This is a genomic window from Pseudomonas putida, assembly GCF_028682475.1.
Lineage (GTDB): Bacteria > Pseudomonadota > Gammaproteobacteria > Pseudomonadales > Pseudomonadaceae > Aquipseudomonas > Aquipseudomonas putida_AG.
The window spans coordinates 76,061-95,007 of record NZ_JANHLE010000012.1 but is presented as its reverse complement, the minus strand read 5'-3'; the positions used below and the strand labels follow the sequence as shown (position 1 = coordinate 95,007).

Genomic DNA, 18,947 nt, shown 5'->3' with positions numbered 1-18,947 from the left:
CATCAGACGAAGCACAGTCTCATCGCGGGGCAAGCCCGCTCCCACAGGATTTGGGCAACCCGGTGGGAGCGGGCTTGCCCCGCGATGACAATTTCAGCCATAAAAAAACACCCCGCCGAAGCGGGGTGTCTGTTGTAGCAAGATCGTTCAACCGATCAGTTGCAGGCCTGCATGCTGGACCATGTCCAGCAATGGCTGCGGGTACACACCCAGCACGAAGGCGAGGATCGCGATGGCCAGCAGCATGACGCCGCCGGTGCGCTGTTCCCAGTTCAGCGGGGCATCGTGACGACGCAGGTTCGGCTCGATCAGGAACAAGGTAACCATCACACGCAGGTAGTAGAACACGCCGATGGCGCTACCGATCACCAGGGCACCGACCAACCACCACAGCTGCGACTCGACGCCGGTAGCGATGATGTAGAACTTGCCGATGAAGCCTGCGGTCAGCGGAATACCAGCCAGCGACAGCATCATCACGGTCAGTACCGCGGTCAGGTACGGACGGCGCCAGAACAGGCCGCGGTACTCGTACAGGGCATCTGCGTCACGGCCGTTGTATGGCGACGACATCAGGGTGATGACACCGAAGGCACCCAGGCTGGTGATCACGTAGGTGACCAGGTATACACCGATGGCTTCAACGGCCAGACCCTTGCTCGCCACCAGGGCGATCAGCAGGTAACCGAAGTGAGCGATGGACGAGTAACCGAGCAGACGCTTGAGGTTGCTCTGGGTCAGCGCCAGCAGGTTACCGATCAGGATCGAGGCGACGGCAATCACCGACAGCACGGTGGTCAGCACGCCGCTGCTGGCGGCAGGGGAGAGCATGAACAGGCGCACGACAACGGCGAACACGGCAACCTTGCTGGCGGTGGCCAGGAAGGCGGCGACCGGTGCCGGAGCACCTTCGTAGACGTCCGGGGTCCACAGGTGGAAAGGTACCAGCGACAGTTTGAACGCCAGGCCGACCAGCATCATGCCCAGGCCCAGCTGAGCCAGCAGGCTTGGCATGTTGGTGGCGGCCAAGGCCTTACCGATACCGTCGAAGCTCAGGCTGCCAGCGTCGGCGTACAGCAGGGCCATACCGAACAGCAGGAAAGCGGAACCGGCGGCCGACAGCACCATGTACTTGATGCCGGCTTCCAGCGAACGCTTGTTGAAGAAGGCATACGCAACCAGGCCGTAGACCGGTACCGAGAGCAGCTCCAGGCCAATGAACAGGCCGGCCAGGTGCTGCGCGCTGACCAGTACCAGGCCACCGAGGGCAGCCATGAGGATCAGCAGGTACAGCTCTTCGCGGTTGCCTGGGTAGCCTTTGCCACCGTCACCCAGGTAGGCATGGGCGAGGGTTACACACGCCAGGGTGGCGACCAGGATCAGCGCCATGTACAGGCAGGCGAACTTGTCGATGGTCAGCAGCGGAGTGACCGCCAGTGGCACGACCTTGAGTACCGGCAGGATCGACAGCAGGGCCAGGTTCAGGCCCACGGTCGACAGCAGGAAGGTTTGCGAGTGGTTGCGGCGCCAGGCGATTGCCAGCATCACCACGACAACGGTGATGGTGGTAATCAGCAGTGGCGCAAGCGCGATAAAGTGTTGAATCGTCAGGTCCATAGCGCTCTTACCGGGCCGAAGCGAGTTGAGTGAAAGCGGAGCCGAACCACTGCTGCACACCACTCATGGTGGCGGCGGAAGTGTCGAGGAACGGCTGCGGGTAGACGCCCAGCAAGATCAGCAGGCCAGCCAGGCCCAGTACCATGATCATTTCACGGGTATCCATGCCGGCCAGGACTTCGTCCGACTTCGCCGGGCCGAAGTAGGCACGGTGAATCATGATCAGCGAGTAAACCGAACCGAACACCAGACCGGACGTGGCGATGACGGTGACCCATGGCGAGGCGACGAAGCTGCCGATCAGGATCAGGAATTCGCCAACGAAGTTACCGGTACCCGGCAGGCCCAGCGACGCGGCAGCAAAGAACAGGCTGATGGCCGGCAGGTAAGCAATGCGATGCCACAGGCCGCCCATCTCACGCATGTCACGGGTGTGCAGGCGCTCGTACAGCTGGCCGGCGAGGATAAAGAGTGCCGCCGCCGACAGGCCGTGCGCCAGCATCTGGATCACTGCACCTTGCAGTGCTTGCTGGCTGCCGGAGTAGATACCGATCAGCACGAAGCCCATGTGCGAAACGCTGGAGAAGGCGACCAGACGCTTGATGTCGGTCTGGGCGAACGCCAGGAAGGCACCGTAGAAAATCCCGATCAGACCCAGGGTCATGGCAATCGGCGCAAACTCCGCTGAAGCATTCGGGAACAGCGGCAGGGCGAAACGCAGCAGACCGTAGGCCGCGGTTTTCAGCAAGATACCGGCCAGGTCCACGGAACCTGCGGTTGGCGCCTGGGCGTGGGCGTCGGGCAGCCAGGAGTGGAACGGTACCACCGGCAGCTTGACCGCGAAGGCGATGAAGAAGCCGAGCATCAGCAGGTATTCGGTGCCGGCCGGTAGGTCAGCCTTGAGCAACTGGGTGTAGTCGAAGGTGATCACACCGGTGTTGCTGTAGTTGACCAGAACCAGACCAAGAATCGCCACCAGCATGATCAGGCCGCTGGCCTGAGTGAAGATGAAGAACTTGGTGGCGGCGTAGATCCGGGTCTTCTTGCCGTCGGAGGAGCTGTGACCCCAGAGCGCGATGAGGAAATACATCGGCACCAGCATCATTTCCCAGAAGAAGAAGAACAGGAACAGGTCCAGGGCCAGGAACACACCGACCACGCCGCCCAGGATCCACATCAGGTTGAGGTGGAAGAAGCCGACGTGACGCTGGATCTCTTTCCAGGAGCACAGTACCGAGAGCACACCGAGCAGGCCGGTGAGCAGGATCATCAGCAGCGACAGGCCGTCGAGGGCCAGGTGCAGGCTGATGCCGAAGCGCTCGATCCACAGCACTTTGAATTCGACCGCCCACTCAGGCGCAGCGCCTGGAGCAGGGGCCAGGGTGTAGTCCCCGTTGGCCCACAGCCAGAGGCCGATACCAAGCAGCAGGGACATGGTCAGCAGCGCAATCCAGCGTGGCAGGGTGGCGCCGAAGCGCTCACCCAGCCAGCACAGCAGGCCGCCGATAAAGGGGATCAGGATCAGCCAAGGCAAAATCATGACGGGCTCAATTCCTTTCGCAAAGTCGCAAGGTTCATATCAGACCGCAGCCATTACAACGGCACCGAGCACAAGCACGGCACCTACGGCGATCGAAGCGGTGTACCAGCGCAGCTGACCGGTTTCGGTTTTGCTCATGGCGGCATGACCGCCTTTCGCCATACGCGGAATCAGGCCAATACTGCGGTCAACCGGATCCTTGCGCAGGATGTGGGCGATCAGCAGGTAAGGTTTGACGAACAGCTTGTCGTAGATCCAGTCGAAGCCCCAGGCGGCGAACCACCAGGCCGACAGCACACGACCGATACCGCTGCCCGCAATCGCAGTCACCAGGCGACGCTTGCCGAGGAACAGCACGGCAGCCAGCAGGATACCGGCGATGGCGATGGCGCCCGAGGCGATTTCCAGGCTGTGCTTGGCTTCGCCGCCGGCATGGCCGACGCTCTGTGGCAGCACGCCCGCCAGTGGTGGATGAATCCAGGCACCGACGAAGGTCGACAACACAATCAGCACACCCAGTGGCAGCCAGTGGGAGATCCCGTGGCCAGCATGGGCTTCGGTCTTGGCTTCGCCGTGGAAGGCGATGAAGATCAGGCGGAAGGTGTACAGCGAGGTCATGAACGCACCGACCAGACCGGCGTACAGCAGACCGTTGTTGCCGCTGGCGAAGGCTTCCCAGAGGATTTCGTCCTTGGAGTAGAAACCGGCGGTCAGCAGCGGCAGGGCAGCCAGGGCGGCACCACCGACGATGAAGCTGGCGTAGGCCAGCGGCAGTTTCTTCCATAGGCCGCCCATCTTGAAGATGTTCTGCTCGTGGTGGCAGGCAACGATCACCGCACCGGAAGCAAGGAACAGCAGGGCCTTGAAGAAGGCGTGGGTCATCAGGTGGAAGATCGCGCCTTCCCAGGCACCGACGCCCAGGGCCAGGAACATGTAGCCGATCTGGCTCATGGTCGAGTAGGCGAGGATACGCTTGATGTCGGTCTGTACCAGCGCCGCGAAGCCGGCCAGCACCAGGGTCACACCGCCAACCACACCGACCAGGTGCAGGATGTCAGGCGCCAGGGCGAACAGGCCGTGGGTACGGGCAATCAGGTAGACACCGGCGGTCACCATGGTTGCGGCGTGGATCAGTGCCGAAACCGGGGTAGGGCCGGCCATCGCGTCCGCAAGCCAGGTCTGCAGCGGCAGCTGGGCGGATTTACCGACCGCACCACCGAGCAGCATCAGGGTCGCCAGGACCATCCAGAAATCACCGGCCTGGAACTTCTGCGGCGCCAGTACCAGCAGCTCCTGCACGTTCAGGGTGCCGAGCTGGGCGAACAGGATGAACAGGCCGATGGCCATGAACACGTCGCCGATACGGGTAACGATGAAGGCTTTGAGTGCGGCGTTACCGTTGTTGCGGTTGCTGTAGTAGAAACCGATCAACAGGTACGAGCACAGGCCCACGCCTTCCCAACCGAAGTAGATGAACAGCAGGTTATCGCCCAGCACCAGGAACAGCATGCTGGCGATGAACAGGTTGGTGTAGGCGAAGAAGCGCGAGTAGCCGGCTTCACCACGCATGTACCAGGAGGCGAACAGGTGGATCAGGAAGCCGACACCGGTAACCACACCGAGCATGGTGACCGACAGGCCATCCACGTACAGGGTGAAGTTCGGCGCAAAGCCGTCCACCGACATCCACTGCCACAGCAGCTGGCTGTACGCACCGCCTTCCGGCGGGGCGATGTTGAACTGCCAGATCACGTAGGCGGCCACGGCGGCCGAGAGGCCCACCGAACCGACGCCGACCAGCGCCGACAGGTTCTCGGACCAGCGGCCGCGCGAGAACGACAGCAGCAGGAAGCCGATCAGGGGGAATACGAACGTCAGAAAGATAAGGTTCATCCGCGCATCTCACTGGCTGCATCGATGTCGAGGGTGTGGAAGCGGCGATACAGCTGCAGCAGGATCGCCAGGCCGATACTGGCCTCGGCGGCTGCCAGGCTGATCACCAGGATGAACATGATCTGTCCATCCGGCTGCGCCCAACGGCTACCGGCAACGATGAACGCCAGTGCCGAGGCGTTCATCATGATTTCCAGGCTCATCAACACGAAAAGAATATTGCGGCGCACCATCAGGCCGACCAGGCCGAGGCAGAACAGGATGCCGGCGACTGCCAGGCCATGTTCGAGAGGAATTGCAGACATGTGATTACTCCTTCGCCTCGTTGCGGCCGAGGTGGAAAGCCGTCACCGCTGCAGCGAGCAGCAGCATCGAGGCCAGTTCCACCACCAGCAGGTAAGGACCATACAGGCTGATACCGACGGCCTTGGCGTCGACCGTGGTGTGGCCGATGCCAGCACCGCTTTCGTTGCCGAACAGCACATACAGCAACTCAAGCAGCAGCAGCGCGGCGAGCACTACAGGCCCGAGCCAGATTCCCGGCTTGAGCCAGCCACGTTCCTGGGCGACCGAAGCCGGCCCGAGGTTGAGCATCATCACCACGAAGACGAACAGCACCATGATGGCGCCAGCGTAGGCGATCACTTCCAGGACACCGGCGAACGGAGCGCCGAGGGCGAAGAAGGTCATCGCCACGGAGATCAGCGAAATGATCAGGTAGAGCAGGGCGTGCACGGGGTTGGTGTTGGTGATCACCCGAAGGGTGGACACCACAGCGACACCGGATGCGAAATAGAAAGCGAATTCCATCTTTCTTCCTTAAGGGAGCAAGCTCTTCACGTTGATCGGCTCGGCTTCGTTCTGCGCGGCGCCTTTCGGCTTGCCGGCAATAGCCATACCTGCAACACGGTAGAAGTTGTAGTCAGGGTATTTGCCGGGGCCGGAGATCAGCAGATCTTCTTTTTCGTACACCAGTTCCTGACGTTTGAACTCGGCCATTTCGAAATCCGGCGTCAGCTGGATCGCGGTGGTCGGGCAGGCTTCCTCGCAGAGGCCGCAGAAAATGCAACGGGAGAAGTTGATGCGGAAGAACTCCGGGTACCAACGACCGTCTTCTGTCTCGGCTTTCTGCAGCGAGATGCAACCGACCGGGCAAGCCACGGCACACAGGTTGCACGCTACACAGCGCTCTTCGCCATCCGGGTCGCGGGTCAGGACGATGCGACCACGGTAGCGTGGCGGCAGGTAGACCGGCTCTTCGGGGTATTGCAGGGTGTCACGTTTGCGAAAACCGTGAGAGAACACCATCACCAGACTGCGCAGCTGGGTGCCTGTGCCCTTAACGATGTCGCCAATATATTTGAACATGGGTCAAATCCTCACTGGGCCGCAACAGCTGGCGTGTTGAGCAACACGAGCGCAGCGGTCACCAGCAAATTGATCAGGGTCAACGGCAGGCAGAACTTCCAGCCGAAGTCCATCACCTGGTCATAGCGCGGGCGCGGGATCGAAGCTCGCAGCAGGATGAACAGCATGATGAAGAACGCGGTCTTCAGGGCGAACCAGATGAACGGGATCTGCGGCAGGATGCCGAACGGCCCGTGCCAGCCACCGAAGAACAGCGTTACCAGCAGCGCCGAGACAAGGATGATGCCGATGTACTCACCGACGAAGAACATGCCCCACTTCATGCCGGCATATTCGATGTGGTAGCCGTCGGCCAGTTCCTGTTCCGCTTCCGGCTGGTCGAACGGGTGACGGTGAGTCACGGCGACGCCAGCGATGAAGAAGGTGCAGAAGCCGAAGAACTGCGGAATGATGAACCACAGGTTCTGGGCCTGGTAGTCAACGATATCGCGCATGTTGAACGAGCCGGCCTGGGCAACGATGCCCATCAGCGCCAGGCCCATGAACACTTCGTACGACACGGTCTGCGCCGAGGCCCGCAGGCTGCCGAGCAGCGCGTACTTGTTGTTCGACGACCAGCCGGCGAACAGTACCGCGTACACCGACAGACCGGCCATGGCGAAGAAGAACAGCACGCCGATGTTCAGGTCCGCGACCCCCCAGGTCGGGGTGATCGGGATGATGGCGAAGGCGATCAGCAAGGCACTCATGGCCACGACCGGCGCCAGGGTGAAGATCATCTTGTCGACGAAGGGCGGGTTCCAGTCTTCCTTGAAGAACATCTTCAGCATGTCGGCTGCGATCTGGAACATACCGAACGGGCCGACGCGATTCGGACCGTAACGGTCCTGCCACCAGCCCAGCAGGCGCCGCTCGACAAAACTGAGCAGCGCACCGCAGACCACCACGGCCAGCAGAATGACCACGGCCTTGACGACAGTAATGATCACATCGATCACTTCAGGGGTGAACCAGGTCATTGTGCTGCCTCCTGCAGGCCGTCGACGGATGCACCGAAGATGGCAGGCGGAATGCCGGCCAGGCCTTTGGGCAGGGCAACCAGGCCTGCGCCCAGTTCTTCATTGATGCGCAATGGCAGACGCAGGGTCTGGCCAGCCACGTTCAAGCTGAGCAGCGCACCTTCGTTGACGCCCAGACGGTCGGCTTCGGACTTGGCCAGGCCAATGTAGGCCTGTGGGATGCGCTCTTGTACCGGCGCGGCGCGCGAGGAGTTCTCTTCGCTGCCGAACAGGTGGTAGAACGGCACGACCTGCCAGGTGCCACGGGCCGGCGAGAAGGCTGCCGGTACGCTGGCGAACCAGTGCAGCTTGTCACCCTCGGTTTCGATCAGGCGGGTGCCCGGGTCGCCTGCGCGCAGGTGACCACCGACCTCGTCCTGGAACTTGTTCCAGGCTTGCGGCGAGTTCCAGCCCGGAGACCAGGCGAACGGTACTTGCGAACGCGGTTCGACCGAACCCGAGTAGCCTTCCATGGAGAAGGCAAAGGCGCTGTCTTTGTCTTGCGGAGTACGCGGCTCGTGCACGCTGATGTTGGCGCGCATTGCGGTACGGCCGGAGTAACGCAGCGGCTCACGCGCAAGCTTCATGCCCTTGATGCGGAACGAAGCGGACGGCGCGGCGTTGACGATGCCCGACAGTTGCGGGGTGACAGCGGCGCACGCGCTGGTGACGTGGTCCAGCTGGGTCCAGTCCACCGGCTTGTTGAGCAGGGTCGCACGCAGGGCGTGCATCCAGCGCCAGCCTTCATGAACCAGGATGCTGCTGTCCAGGTAGGTTGGGTCGAACACCTGGAAGAAACGCTGGGCACGGCCTTCCTGGCTGACCAGGGTACCGTCGCCTTCGGCGAAGGTGGCGGCTGGCAGTACCAGGTGAGCGCGCTCGACGGTCGCGGTTTTCTGGTGATCGGCAACGATCACCACCTTGGCGGCCGCCAGGGCAGCGTCGACCTTGGCCGCTGGGACGCGGCTGTACAGATCGTTTTCCAGTACAACGATGGCGTCGGCCTTGCCGCTGATCACTGCGTCCAGGGCTGCGTCGATGGACTCGCCACCGAGCATGGCCATACCCAGGCTGTTGGCCTCAGGCACCACCAGGCTCAGGGAACCGTTCTTCTCGCGCAGCTTGAGGGCTTTGGCGATGTTGGCAGCAGCCTCGATCAGTGCGCTGGAGGCCAGCGAGGTACCGGCGACCACCAGCGGACGGTTGGCGGCAACCAGGGCATCGGCGATGCGCTTGGCCAGGGCCAGCGCTTCGGCGTCCAGGCCTTCGACGGCCGGGGCGCTCGGGTCGATGGCGTGGGCCACGGCGAAACCGATGCGGGCCAGGTCGTCAGGTGCTGCGTGGACGCATTCTTCAGCGACGTCATCGAGCTTGGTTTCGGCCAGGCTGGCGATGAACAGCGGGTACATGGCGTGCTGGCCGATGTTCTTCACCGCAGCGTCGAGCCAAGGCTGAACGCGCATGGCATCGGCCATGGCTTCGGCCTTGCCCTTGACCGACTGGCGCAGGGCCAGGGCCACGCGGGCAGCGGTCTGGGTCAGGTCTTCGCCGAGGACGAATACCGCGTCGTGGTCTTCCATGTCGCGCAGGGTCGGGACCGGCAGCGGGCTGTCGTTGAGAACCTGCAGGGCCAGACGCACGCGAGCCAGTTCACCGGCTTCCATACCCGAGTAGAAGTGCTCGGCACCGACCAGCTCGCGCAGGCCGTAGTTGCTTTCCAGGCTGGCGCGCGGCGAACCGATACCGACGATGTTGCGACCGCGCAGCATGTCGGCGGCTTTATCCAGCGCCGCATCCAGGCTCAGCTTGCTGCCATCGGCCAGCAGTGGCTGACGTGGACGGTCTTCGCGGTTGACGTAGCCATAGCCGAAACGGCCACGGTCACAGAGGAAGTACTGGTTGATCGAACCGTTGTAGCGGTTTTCGATCCGGCGCAGTTCGCCGTATCGCTCACCCGGGCTGATGTTGCAACCGCTGGAGCAGCCATGGCAGATGCTCGGGGCGAACTGCATGTCCCATTTACGGTTGTAGCGCTCGGAGTGGGTCTTGTCGGTGAACACACCGGTCGGGCAGACCTCGGTGAGGTTACCGGAGAACTCGCTTTCCAGTACGCCGTCTTCAACGCGACCGAAGTACACGTTGTCGTGGGCACCGAATACGCCCAGGTCAGTACCACCGGCGTAGTCTTTGTAGTAGCGCACGCAACGGTAGCAGGCGATGCAGCGGTTCATCTCGTGAGCGATGAACGGGCCGAGCTCCTGGTTCTGGTGGGTACGCTTGGTGAAACGGTAGCGGCGCTCGTTGTGGCCGGTCATTACCGTCATGTCTTGCAGGTGGCAGTGACCGCCTTCCTCACAGACCGGGCAGTCGTGCGGGTGGTTGGTCATCAGCCATTCGACGACGCTGGCGCGGAACGCCTTGGACTCTTCGTCGTCGATGGAAATCCAGGTGCCATCGGTGGCTGGGGTCATGCAAGACATGACGATTCGACCACGGGTGTCGTTCTCGTCGGTGTACTGCTTGACCGCGCACTGGCGGCAGGCGCCGACGCTACCGAGCGCCGGGTGCCAGCAAAAATAGGGGATGTCGAGGCCGAGTGACAGACACGCCTGTAACAGGTTGTCTGCACCGTTGACTTCGAGCGCTTTGCCGTCTACGTGGATAGTGGCCATGGTTCAAAGTTCTTCGTTGGCCCGCGTCTGCGGGCGTGGCTAATGGAAAGCTGTGTGCCTGCGGCCCGCGCAGGGACTACCTGGCGAGCCGTCGAGGCAGCGGGTGGCACGGACCCCCCGCATTTCATTTGTTATGCGCCGACGACGATCGGCTTGGCCAGGTTCGGGCGCAGGGCTTCGCTGCCTGCAACAGGCGCGACGCCGGCCTCGAACTCCGGACGGAAATACTTGATGGCACTACCCAGCGGCTCGACGGCACCCGGTGCGTGGGCGCAGAAGGTACGGCCAGGGCCGAGGAAGTTGACCAGACCCAGCAGGGTCTCGATGTCTTCCGCCTTGCCTTGTCCCTTCTCCAGGGCGCGCAGCATCTTCACGCTCCATGGCAGGCCATCGCGACATGGGGTGCACCAGCCGCACGACTCGCGGGCGAAGAACTCCTCCATGTTGCGCAGCAGCGAGACCATGTTGACGCTGTCGTCCACCGCCATGGCCAGGCCGGTACCCATACGGGTGCCGACCTTGGCGATGCCACCGGCGTACATTTGCGCGTCGAGGTGCTCGGGCAGCAGGAAGCCGGTACCGGCGCCGCCAGGCTGCCAGCACTTGAGCTTGAAGCCGTCGCGCATGCCGCCGGCGTAGTCTTCGAACAGCTCACGGGCGGTAACGCCAAATGGCAGTTCCCACAGGCCCGGGTTCTTGACCTTGCCGGAGAAGCCCATCAGCTTGGTGCCGTGGTCTTCAGAGCCTTCGCGGGCCAGCGACTTGTACCAGTCGACGCCGTTGCCGACGATGGCCGGAACGTTGCACAGGGTTTCGACGTTGTTGACGCAGGTCGGCTTGCCCCAGACGCCGACAGCGGCCGGGAAGGGCGGCTTGGAGCGCGGGTTGGCGCGGCGGCCTTCGAGGGAGTTGATCAGTGCGGTTTCTTCACCGCAGATGTAACGCCCTGCGCCGGTGTGCACGAACAGCTCGAAGTCAAAGCCGCTGCCGAGGATGTTCTTGCCCAGCAGGCCTGCGGCCTTGGCTTCATCGATGGCGCGGTTGAGGTTCTTCGCCGCGGTGGTGTACTCACCACGCAGGAAGATGTAGCCACGGTAGGCCTTCAGCGCGCGGGCGCTGATCAGCATGCCCTCGACCAGCAGATGGGGCTGTTGCTCCATCAGCATGCGGTCTTTCCAGGTGTTGGGCTCCATCTCATCCGCGTTGCATAGCAGGTAGCGGATGTTCATCGATTCGTCTTTGGGCATCAGGCCCCATTTGACGCCGGTGGGGAAACCCGCACCGCCACGGCCCTTGAGGCCGGAATCTTTGACAGTCTGGACGATATCGTCCTGGGACATCTGCGCCAGGGCCTTGCGGGCGGCAGCATAGCCGTCCTTGGCCTGGTACTCGTCCAGCCAGACCGGCTCGCCGTCGTCGCGCAGGCGCCAGGTCAGCGGATGCGTCTCGGCGCTGCGGGCAATGCGGTTGGCCGGGCCGAAGGAAGTGATGGTCATACGTAACCCTCCAGCAGCTTGGAAACGCCAGCAGGCTGGACATCGCCAAAGGTGTCGTCGTCGATCATCAGCGCCGGGGCCTTGTCGCAGTTACCCAGGCAGCACACTGGCAGCAGGGTGAAGCGGCCGTCGGCGGTGGTCTGGCCCAGGCCAATACCCAGCTCGCTCTGGATCTGGCTGACCACGGACTCGTGGCCACCGATGTAGCAGACCATGCTGTCGCAAACGCGGATGATGTGCCGGCCAACCGGCTGACGGAAGATCTGACTATAGAAGGTGGCCACGCCTTCGACGTCGCTGGCAGGAATGCCGAGCACTTCGCCGATGGCATAGATGGCGCCGTCCGGCACCCAGCCGCGTTCCTTCTGAACGATCTTCAGGGCTTCGATGGACGCCGCGCGCGGGTCCTCGTAGTGATGCATCTCGTGCTCGATGGCCGAGCGCTCGGTTTCGCTCAGGGCGAAACGGTCGGTTTGGATAAGCGTGCTGTTCATGCTTAGCGGTCCACGTCAGCCATAACGAAGTCGATACTGCCCAGGTACGCAATGAGGTCCGCGACCATGCTGCCGCGGATCACCGAAGGGATCTGCTGCAGGTGCGGGTAGCTCGGGGTGCGAATCCGGGTGCGGTAGCTCATGGTGCCGCCGTCGCTCGTCAGGTAGTAACTGTTGATGCCCTTGGTCGCCTCGATCATCTGGAAGGATTCGTTGGCCGGCATGACCGGGCCCCACGAAACCTGCAGGAAGTGAGTGATCAGGGTTTCGATGTGCTGCAGGGTGCGCTCTTTCGGCGGCGGCGTAGTCAGCGGGTGATCCGCCTTGTACGGGCCTTCCGGCATGTTGCGCAGGCACTGGTCGATGATGCGGATACTCTGGCGCATCTCCTCGACACGGACCATGCAGCGATCATAGGCATCGCCATTGTGGGCCAGCGGTACTTCGAACTCGAAGTTCTCGTAGCCGGAGTAAGGGCGGGCTTTACGCAGGTCGAAGTCCAGACCGGTGGAACGCAGGCCGGCACCGGTGACGCCCCATTCCAGGGCCTCTTTGGTGTTGTACTGGGCAACGCCGATGGTCCGGCCCTTGAGGATACTGTTCTGCAGGGCGGCCTTGGTGTACTCGTCGAGACGCTTTGGCAGCCATTCGACGAAGTCTTTCACCAGTTTGTCCCAGCCGCGCGGCAGGTCGTGGGCGACACCACCGATGCGGTACCAGGCCGGGTGCAGACGGAAGCCGGTGATGGCCTCGATCACGGTGTAGGCGCGCTGACGGTCGGTGAAGGTGAAGAACACCGGGGTCATGGCGCCGACGTCCTGGATGTAGGTACCCAGGAACAGCAGGTGGCTGGTGATCCGGAAGAACTCGGCCAGCATGATGCGGATCACGTCGACCTTCTGTGGCACCTGGATACCGGCCAGCTTCTCGACCGCGAGCACGTACGGCAGGTTGTTCATCACCCCGCCGAGGTAGTCGATACGGTCGGTGTAGGGAATGAAGCTGTGCCAGGACTGACGCTCGGCCATCTTCTCGGCACCACGGTGGTGGTAACCGATGTCCGGGACGCAGTCGACGATTTCTTCACCGTCCAGCTGCAGGACGATACGGAACGCACCGTGGGCCGAAGGGTGGTTCGGGCCAAGGTTGAGGAACATGTAGTCCTCGTTGGCACCGTGGCGCTTCATGCCCCAGGCTTCAGGGTTGAAGCGCGCGGCTTCTTCCTCGAGCTGTTGCTTGGCCAGGGTCAGGCTGTACGGATCGAACTCGGTGGCGCGCGCCGGGTAGTCCTTGCGCAGCGGGTGACCTTCCCAGGTCGGCGGCATCATGATCCGGGTCAGGTGCGGATGGCCGGCAAAGTCGATGCCGAACATGTCCCAGACTTCGCGCTCGTACCAGTTGGCGTTCGGCCAGATACCGGTCACGGTCGGCAGGTTCAGGTCGCCTTCGCTCAAGGCCACCTTGATCATCACGTCGCTGTTCCGTTCCACCGAGAGCAGGTGGTAGAACACGCTGAAGTCGGCGCTAGGCAGGCCACGACGCTGGGTGCGCAGACGTTCGTCCACACCATGCAGGTCGTAGAGCATGTTGTACGGCTTGGCGACATTGCGCAGGAAGCTCAGGACTTCCTTGAGTTTGGCGCGGGTAACCCAAAGCACCGGCATGCCGGTGCGGGTTTCCTGGGCGACGAACGCCTCGGGGCCAAATTTGTTGTTCAGTTCGACAACCACATCCTGGTCGTCAGCCTTGTAAGGCGGGATATAAATAGCGGTGTCCGCTGTCATGGTCTCGGTCGCTTTCGGTCAACGTAGAGAATGAAGCCAGGCTGCCTGTCGCGCACGCGCAGGCAACAGATAGCTGGATCAGACTTCGTCGGGGCTGCGCAGGTTGGTGACCTGGATGCGCTGTTCACGGCGTTGCTCTTTCTGCGACGGCATCTCGGCACGGTAAATGCCTTGATCACCGACAACCCAGGAAAGAGGACGACGCTCCTGGCCAATCGACTCCTGCAACAGCATCAGGCCTTGCAGGAAAGCTTCAGGGCGAGGTGGGCAGCCAGGGACATAGACATCCACGGGGAGGAACTTGTCGACCCCCTGAACGACCGAGTAAATGTCGTACATGCCACCGGAGTTGGCGCACGAACCCATGGAGATGACCCACTTGGGTTCAAGCATCTGCTCGTACAGGCGCTGGATGATCGGCGCCATCTTGATGAAGCAGGTGCCGGCGATGACCATGAAGTCGGCCTGACGCGGCGATGCCCGGATGACTTCGGCGCCGAAGCGGGCGATGTCGTGGGGCGCCGTGAAGGCCGTGGTCATTTCCACGTAGCAGCAGGAGAGGCCGAAGTTGTACGGCCACAGGGAGTTTTTACGCCCCCAGTTGACCGCGCCACTGAGCACATCTTCAAGTTTGCCCATGAAGATGTTCTTGTGGACCTGGTCCTCTAGCAGCGAATCGGAGACGGTTTCCCGCTCTCCGATTGGATATTGCTCGTTGGGAGCATCCGGGTCGATTCTGGTGAGATTGTATTGCATTGCCAAAGCCTCATTGTTTCAGCTTCGCTTGCCGCTTGCGACGACCTTCGGGAGCCCAATCAAGTGCCCCGACGCGCCAAAGGTAGACAAGACCTGCCAACAGAATTGCTATGAAAACGAGAGCTTCGACGAATCCGGTCCAGCCGCTTTCGCGGACGGACACAGACCATGCAAAGAGAAAGAGGGCTTCGATATCGAAGATCACGAAGAGCATCGCGACCAGATAGAATTTGGCTGACAGGCGCAGGCGGGCGCCGCCAGTAGGCAGCATGCCGGACTCGAAGGGTTCGTTCTTGCTGCGGCCCCAGGCCTTGCTGCCGAGCAGGGCGGACAGACCGAGCATGAAGGCACACAGGCCAACGACACCGAAAAGGAAAATGGCAAAGCCCCAGTTGTGGGCGATGAGTCCTGTCGAATCGGGCATGCTGAAAATCCTTATACAGAGACCAGTCTCTGCGGCTTGGAAAGTAGTAAAGCAGTGACGATATGTCGCAGCGGAATCTATCGTGCTGATTTTATGGGTAAACCCGGTGCAAGTAAAATTTCTGCAGCAAATTTATTCGTAGGATTAAGAACAAAAATCCTTCGTAACTCGCTGCAGGCCGCATGGGGCGGGCATTGCCTCGGGTTTTGTTAATTATGTTTCTTGCAAAGCGTAATGAAGGTGTAACTTCGAAATGATAATTAATATCATTTGAAGGTATGTAATTCGTCCTACTGTTCAGGTCAACTACAAAGTTGTGCGGCATAGGCATCGCCCGCAAGTTTCCACACCCTGTGTTTTAACCGAATTTATCCTGACCTGCCGCCGTCTGGATCAAGGTTTTTGCTGATCGTCTGGTGTAGACCGAGGCAGCAATTGCCCACTGTCCCAGCCAGTAGGCAAGGATGATCAGGTAAGGCGCGGCCTGGAACTGGCCGACAAAGCGATCGATACCGATCAGGCTGTCGGAAAACACGAAGGCAATGGCGCCCAATGCGGCGATACCGCCACAGGCCAGCGCGCGCCAGAGCATTGCACTGATGGCCAGGGCATATACCGTTACCGGGATCAGCAGTTCACCCAGGCCATGACTGATCAGTACAGCCAGTAGTGTGGTACCGACCAACGCCGAGATCACCAGTGCCGAGGTCGCTCGTTCGCGTGTCTCACTCAGGTAGCCGCGCAGGTAGGCCAGATGGGCGCAGAGAAACGCTGCCAGGCCAAATACGAACAGGTCGCCAGGTACAGCCAAAAGGATATCGCCCAGTAGTGAAAAGCCCAGGCCGATAGTGATCCAGCGCCGGTAGCGGGTAGGCTCCGCGGCCTTGAGCCAGATGATCAGGGCCAGCACCGGAATCGGTTTGACGGCAAGGCCGAGCAATGCATTCTGGCTGGTCAGTGCATATAGATAGACAGCTGCGCCGATCAGGGCCAGGCAGAGCAAGGTAAGTGGGCGGGGCATGGCCAATCCTTGGTGTTGTTGTGCACCTAGCATAGCCAAAGGGATTTAATAAGAAAGTGCCGAATCGGCCGAATCACGCGGCTCAGTGAGGGTAAGTCCCACTGTCACAAAAAAACAAAACCCGAAGCCCCATCACAGGCTCCGGGTTTTGTCTGTTACCCGAATTTCAGCAACCGATCACTGATCAGTGGAACTGTTCTTCTTCGGTCGAACCGGTCAGTGCGGTAACCGAAGACTTGCCACCCTGGATCACGGTGGTCATGTCGTCGAAGTAGCCAGTGCCGACTTCCTGCTGGTGGGCCACGAAGGTGTAGCCTTTCGAGGCGTCAGCGAACTCTTGCTCTTGCAGTTTCACGTAAGCGGTCATGTCGTTGCGGGCGTAGTCGTGCGCCAGGTTGAACATGCCGTGCCACATGTTGTGGATACCAGCCAGGGTGATGAACTGGTGCTTGTAACCCATGGCCGACAGTTCGCGCTGGAACTTGGCGATGGTCGCGTCGTCCAGGTTCTTCTTCCAGTTGAAAGAAGGCGAGCAGTTGTAGGACAGGATCTGGTCCGGGTATTCCTTCTTGATCGCTTCGGCGAAGCGACGGGCTTCCTCCAGGTCCGGCTTGGCGGTTTCGCACCAGATCAGGTCTGCGTATGGAGCGTAGGCCAGGCCACGGGCAATGGCTTGATCCAGGCCGGCTCGGACTTTGTAGAAACCTTCCTGGGTGCGCTCGCCAATCACGAACGGCTGGTCGTACGGGTCGCAGTCGCTGGTCAGCAGGTCAGCGGCGTTGGCGTCGGTACGGGCCAGGATAATGGTCGGTACGCCGGCAACGTCGGCTGCCAGACGGGCAGCGCTCAGCTTCTGTACAGCTTCCTGGGTTGGAACCAGTACCTTGCCGCCCATGTGGCCGCATTTTTTCACCGAGGCCAGCTGGTCTTCGAAATGAACGCCGGCGGCGCCTGCTTCGATCATGTTCTTCATCAGCTCGTAGGCGTTCAGTACGCCGCCGAAACCGGCTTCGGCGTCAGCCACGATTGGCGCGAAGTAGTCGATGTAGCCGTCATCGCCTGGGTTCTTGCCGGCTTTCCACTGGATCTGGTCGGCGCGACGGAACGAGTTGTTGATGCGCTTGACCACGGTTGGAACCGAATCCACCGGGTACAGCGACTGGTCTGGGTACATGGACTCGGCCGAGTTGTTGTCGGCAGCCACTTGCCAGCCGGACAGGTAGATCGCCTGGATACCGGCTTTAACCTGTTGCACGGCCTGGCCGCCGGTCAGGGCGCCCATGCAGTTGACGAAATCTTTTTCCGGGCGGAAAGCCGGGTGTGCACCCTGGGTGACCAGCTTCCACAGCTTCTCGGCACCCATGCGGGCCAGGGTGTGCTCAGGCTGGACCGAGCCACGCAGACGTACGACATCAGCGGCGGTGTAGGTACGGGTCACGCCTTTCCAGCGCGGGTTTTCGGCCCAGTCTTTTTCGAGGGCTGCAATTTGCTGTTCGCGTGTCAGTGCCATGGAAATAAACCTCGTCGCATCGGTCTTGGAAAAATTCTCGCTCACACAGCGCAGATCAGAAGCCTGGCGTAAGTCATGTTCAGCGAAATATGCGACGGTCGAACGATGGGGCTCGAAGAGGGGAAGTGAGCAGGCGGGGCGAGGTATTCGCTGCAGGGTGGCTCGTGGTTGCCGAGCTGCAGTAAACAGTGCTGCCGGGTGCCTCTTGATGCGCTTCCGTCCCTCGGGACAACTTCGTTCCAGTCGCAATCTCGTCAAACTGCCTTGTGGGCTGTACAGACACGAGCCGGCTCAGGTGGGTAGGTTAGAGCGCGGCTCGAAGGCCCTTGTCAGGGCCTCTGATTAGCGGGAGCGGGGCCATCATGCCTCGACGGTTTGAGGTCGTCAAATGTTTTGTAGTGCTTTTTTCAATCCACTACATCTTTGGTCTAATGCGACTCGCTGGTCAGTTCCGAGGCCTTTGGTCGAGGCCTTGATTTGTCTGGGTTCAGTCCAGTGCGTCGACTTTTACCCGCAACGTCATGTTTTCACCGCGCTGGGTGCTGTAACTGAGGGCTGAAGCACTGCGTTCGGACTGGCTCTGCTGGTTGACGCCGGCCAGGATGATCCATTCACCGAGCTTGCCGCTGACTTTTGTGTCGGTACTTTGAACCTTCACTACATCAGGACGTTCCAGGCTCATTCGGTCATTGTTGGTACTGATGCTCAAGTTGACGGTGTCGCCACTGACCTTCGCAGTGACGTAGAAGCCCTGCGTGACATTGCGGTATTCGGTGTCGCTCTGCACGCGGCCAAAGCCATCGGTGCTGGTGCTGGTGATCGGAATGCTTTGGCCAACCTGGATCAGCGCCGGGCTGCCTTCGGTGGCTTGTACCTGTTGCAGGCCGCCTTCGCGGTTGGCGGTGCCGTAGCGGATGACGCGAGCGTTGCCGCGGTTATCCTGGAAGTTGCTGTCGTTGTTGTCGACGCTGATCATCAGGCGCCGCGGCGCGGTGTCCAGTTGTTGCAGCAGGGTGCGCAGGTCGTCGATGCGCTCGGGTTCGGCGTTGACGATCAGCTTGTTTTCAAAGGCGCTGACGCTGCCATCCTTGCCTATGAACGATTGCGCAGTGGGGAGCAGTTCGGCGCTGGTGCGGTGGTTCAGCGGCAGGACTTCGGTGGCGGCCAGCGCATTCAGGCTGAACGACAGAAGCAGGGAGGCGAGCAGGGGGCGTAGCGGCATGTCCATGATCTCCGCGGGAGGAACGGACATGATGGCAAATTTGTAGGGGTTTTGCTGGCTTCATCGCGGGGCAGGCCAGCTCCCACCAGGCC

The 18,947-nt window shown here is 61.3% G+C and carries 16 protein-coding genes; all 16 read right to left on the bottom strand.

The window, feature by feature from the left end:
* Positions 1 to 147: 147 nt before the first annotated feature.
* Complete coding sequence (gene nuoN, locus NPS47_RS12515; protein WP_274295246.1) at positions 148 to 1,617, bottom strand: NADH-quinone oxidoreductase subunit NuoN; 1,470 nt, start codon at positions 1,615 to 1,617, stop codon at positions 148 to 150.
* Between the two features lie 7 nt (positions 1,618 to 1,624).
* Complete coding sequence (nuoM, locus tag NPS47_RS12510; RefSeq protein WP_274295245.1) at positions 1,625 to 3,157, bottom strand: NADH-quinone oxidoreductase subunit M; 1,533 nt, start codon at positions 3,155 to 3,157, stop codon at positions 1,625 to 1,627.
* 39 nt (positions 3,158 to 3,196) lie between these two features.
* On the bottom strand, positions 3,197 to 5,050 hold the full coding sequence (gene nuoL, locus NPS47_RS12505) for an NADH-quinone oxidoreductase subunit L (RefSeq protein ID WP_274295244.1): 1,854 nt from the start codon (positions 5,048 to 5,050) through the stop codon (positions 3,197 to 3,199).
* Positions 5,047 to 5,355, bottom strand: a complete 309-nt coding sequence (gene nuoK / locus NPS47_RS12500; protein WP_010220409.1) for an NADH-quinone oxidoreductase subunit NuoK — start codon at positions 5,353 to 5,355, stop codon at positions 5,047 to 5,049. The genes nuoL and nuoK overlap by 4 nt, the downstream gene beginning before the upstream one ends.
* A gap of 4 nt (positions 5,356 to 5,359) precedes the next feature.
* Positions 5,360 to 5,860, bottom strand: a complete 501-nt coding sequence (nuoJ, locus tag NPS47_RS12495; RefSeq protein WP_107025568.1) for an NADH-quinone oxidoreductase subunit J — start codon at positions 5,858 to 5,860, stop codon at positions 5,360 to 5,362.
* Positions 5,861 to 5,869: 9 nt separating this feature from the next.
* Positions 5,870 to 6,418, bottom strand: coding sequence for an NADH-quinone oxidoreductase subunit NuoI (gene nuoI / locus NPS47_RS12490; protein WP_038612820.1), 549 nt, complete (start codon positions 6,416 to 6,418; stop codon positions 5,870 to 5,872).
* An 11-nt stretch (positions 6,419 to 6,429) separates the two neighbouring features.
* Positions 6,430 to 7,437, bottom strand: a complete 1,008-nt coding sequence (nuoH, locus tag NPS47_RS12485) for an NADH-quinone oxidoreductase subunit NuoH (RefSeq protein ID WP_107025569.1) — start codon at positions 7,435 to 7,437, stop codon at positions 6,430 to 6,432.
* A complete protein-coding gene (gene nuoG / locus NPS47_RS12480) occupies positions 7,434 to 10,148 on the bottom strand; it encodes an NADH-quinone oxidoreductase subunit NuoG (protein WP_274295243.1) in 2,715 nt (904 codons plus the stop codon). Before nuoG ends, nuoH begins: the two co-directional genes overlap by 4 nt.
* A 131-nt stretch (positions 10,149 to 10,279) precedes the next feature.
* Complete coding sequence (gene nuoF, locus NPS47_RS12475) at positions 10,280 to 11,644, bottom strand: NADH-quinone oxidoreductase subunit NuoF (RefSeq protein WP_274295242.1); 1,365 nt, start codon at positions 11,642 to 11,644, stop codon at positions 10,280 to 10,282.
* The gene (nuoE, locus tag NPS47_RS12470) at positions 11,641 to 12,138 is read right to left on the bottom strand and encodes an NADH-quinone oxidoreductase subunit NuoE (RefSeq protein ID WP_012313767.1); all 498 of its coding nucleotides are present in this window, start codon (positions 12,136 to 12,138) and stop codon (positions 11,641 to 11,643) included. The genes nuoF and nuoE overlap by 4 nt, the downstream gene beginning before the upstream one ends.
* A 2-nt stretch (positions 12,139 to 12,140) precedes the next feature.
* Entirely contained in the window at positions 12,141 to 13,922 is a 1,782-nt protein-coding gene (gene nuoC / locus NPS47_RS12465; protein ID WP_274295241.1) for an NADH-quinone oxidoreductase subunit C/D, read from the bottom strand.
* A 78-nt stretch (positions 13,923 to 14,000) separates the two neighbouring features.
* Complete coding sequence (locus tag NPS47_RS12460; RefSeq protein ID WP_010220398.1) at positions 14,001 to 14,678, bottom strand: NADH-quinone oxidoreductase subunit B; 678 nt, start codon at positions 14,676 to 14,678, stop codon at positions 14,001 to 14,003.
* 10 nt (positions 14,679 to 14,688) lie between these two features.
* Positions 14,689 to 15,102 carry an NADH-quinone oxidoreductase subunit A gene (locus NPS47_RS12455; protein WP_274295240.1) on the bottom strand — a complete coding sequence of 138 codons (414 nt, stop codon included), beginning with the start codon at positions 15,100 to 15,102 and terminating at the stop codon, positions 14,689 to 14,691.
* Positions 15,103 to 15,460: 358 nt separating this feature from the next.
* On the bottom strand, positions 15,461 to 16,123 hold the full coding sequence (locus NPS47_RS12450; RefSeq protein ID WP_274295239.1) for a lysoplasmalogenase: 663 nt from the start codon (positions 16,121 to 16,123) through the stop codon (positions 15,461 to 15,463).
* A gap of 184 nt (positions 16,124 to 16,307) precedes the next feature.
* Positions 16,308 to 17,633 carry an isocitrate lyase gene (gene aceA, locus NPS47_RS12445; protein WP_274295238.1) on the bottom strand — a complete coding sequence of 442 codons (1,326 nt, stop codon included), beginning with the start codon at positions 17,631 to 17,633 and terminating at the stop codon, positions 16,308 to 16,310.
* Positions 17,634 to 18,120: 487 nt separating this feature from the next.
* On the bottom strand, positions 18,121 to 18,855 hold the full coding sequence (locus NPS47_RS12440) for a secretin N-terminal domain-containing protein (RefSeq protein WP_274295237.1): 735 nt from the start codon (positions 18,853 to 18,855) through the stop codon (positions 18,121 to 18,123).
* Between the last annotated feature and the right edge of the window lie 92 nt (positions 18,856 to 18,947).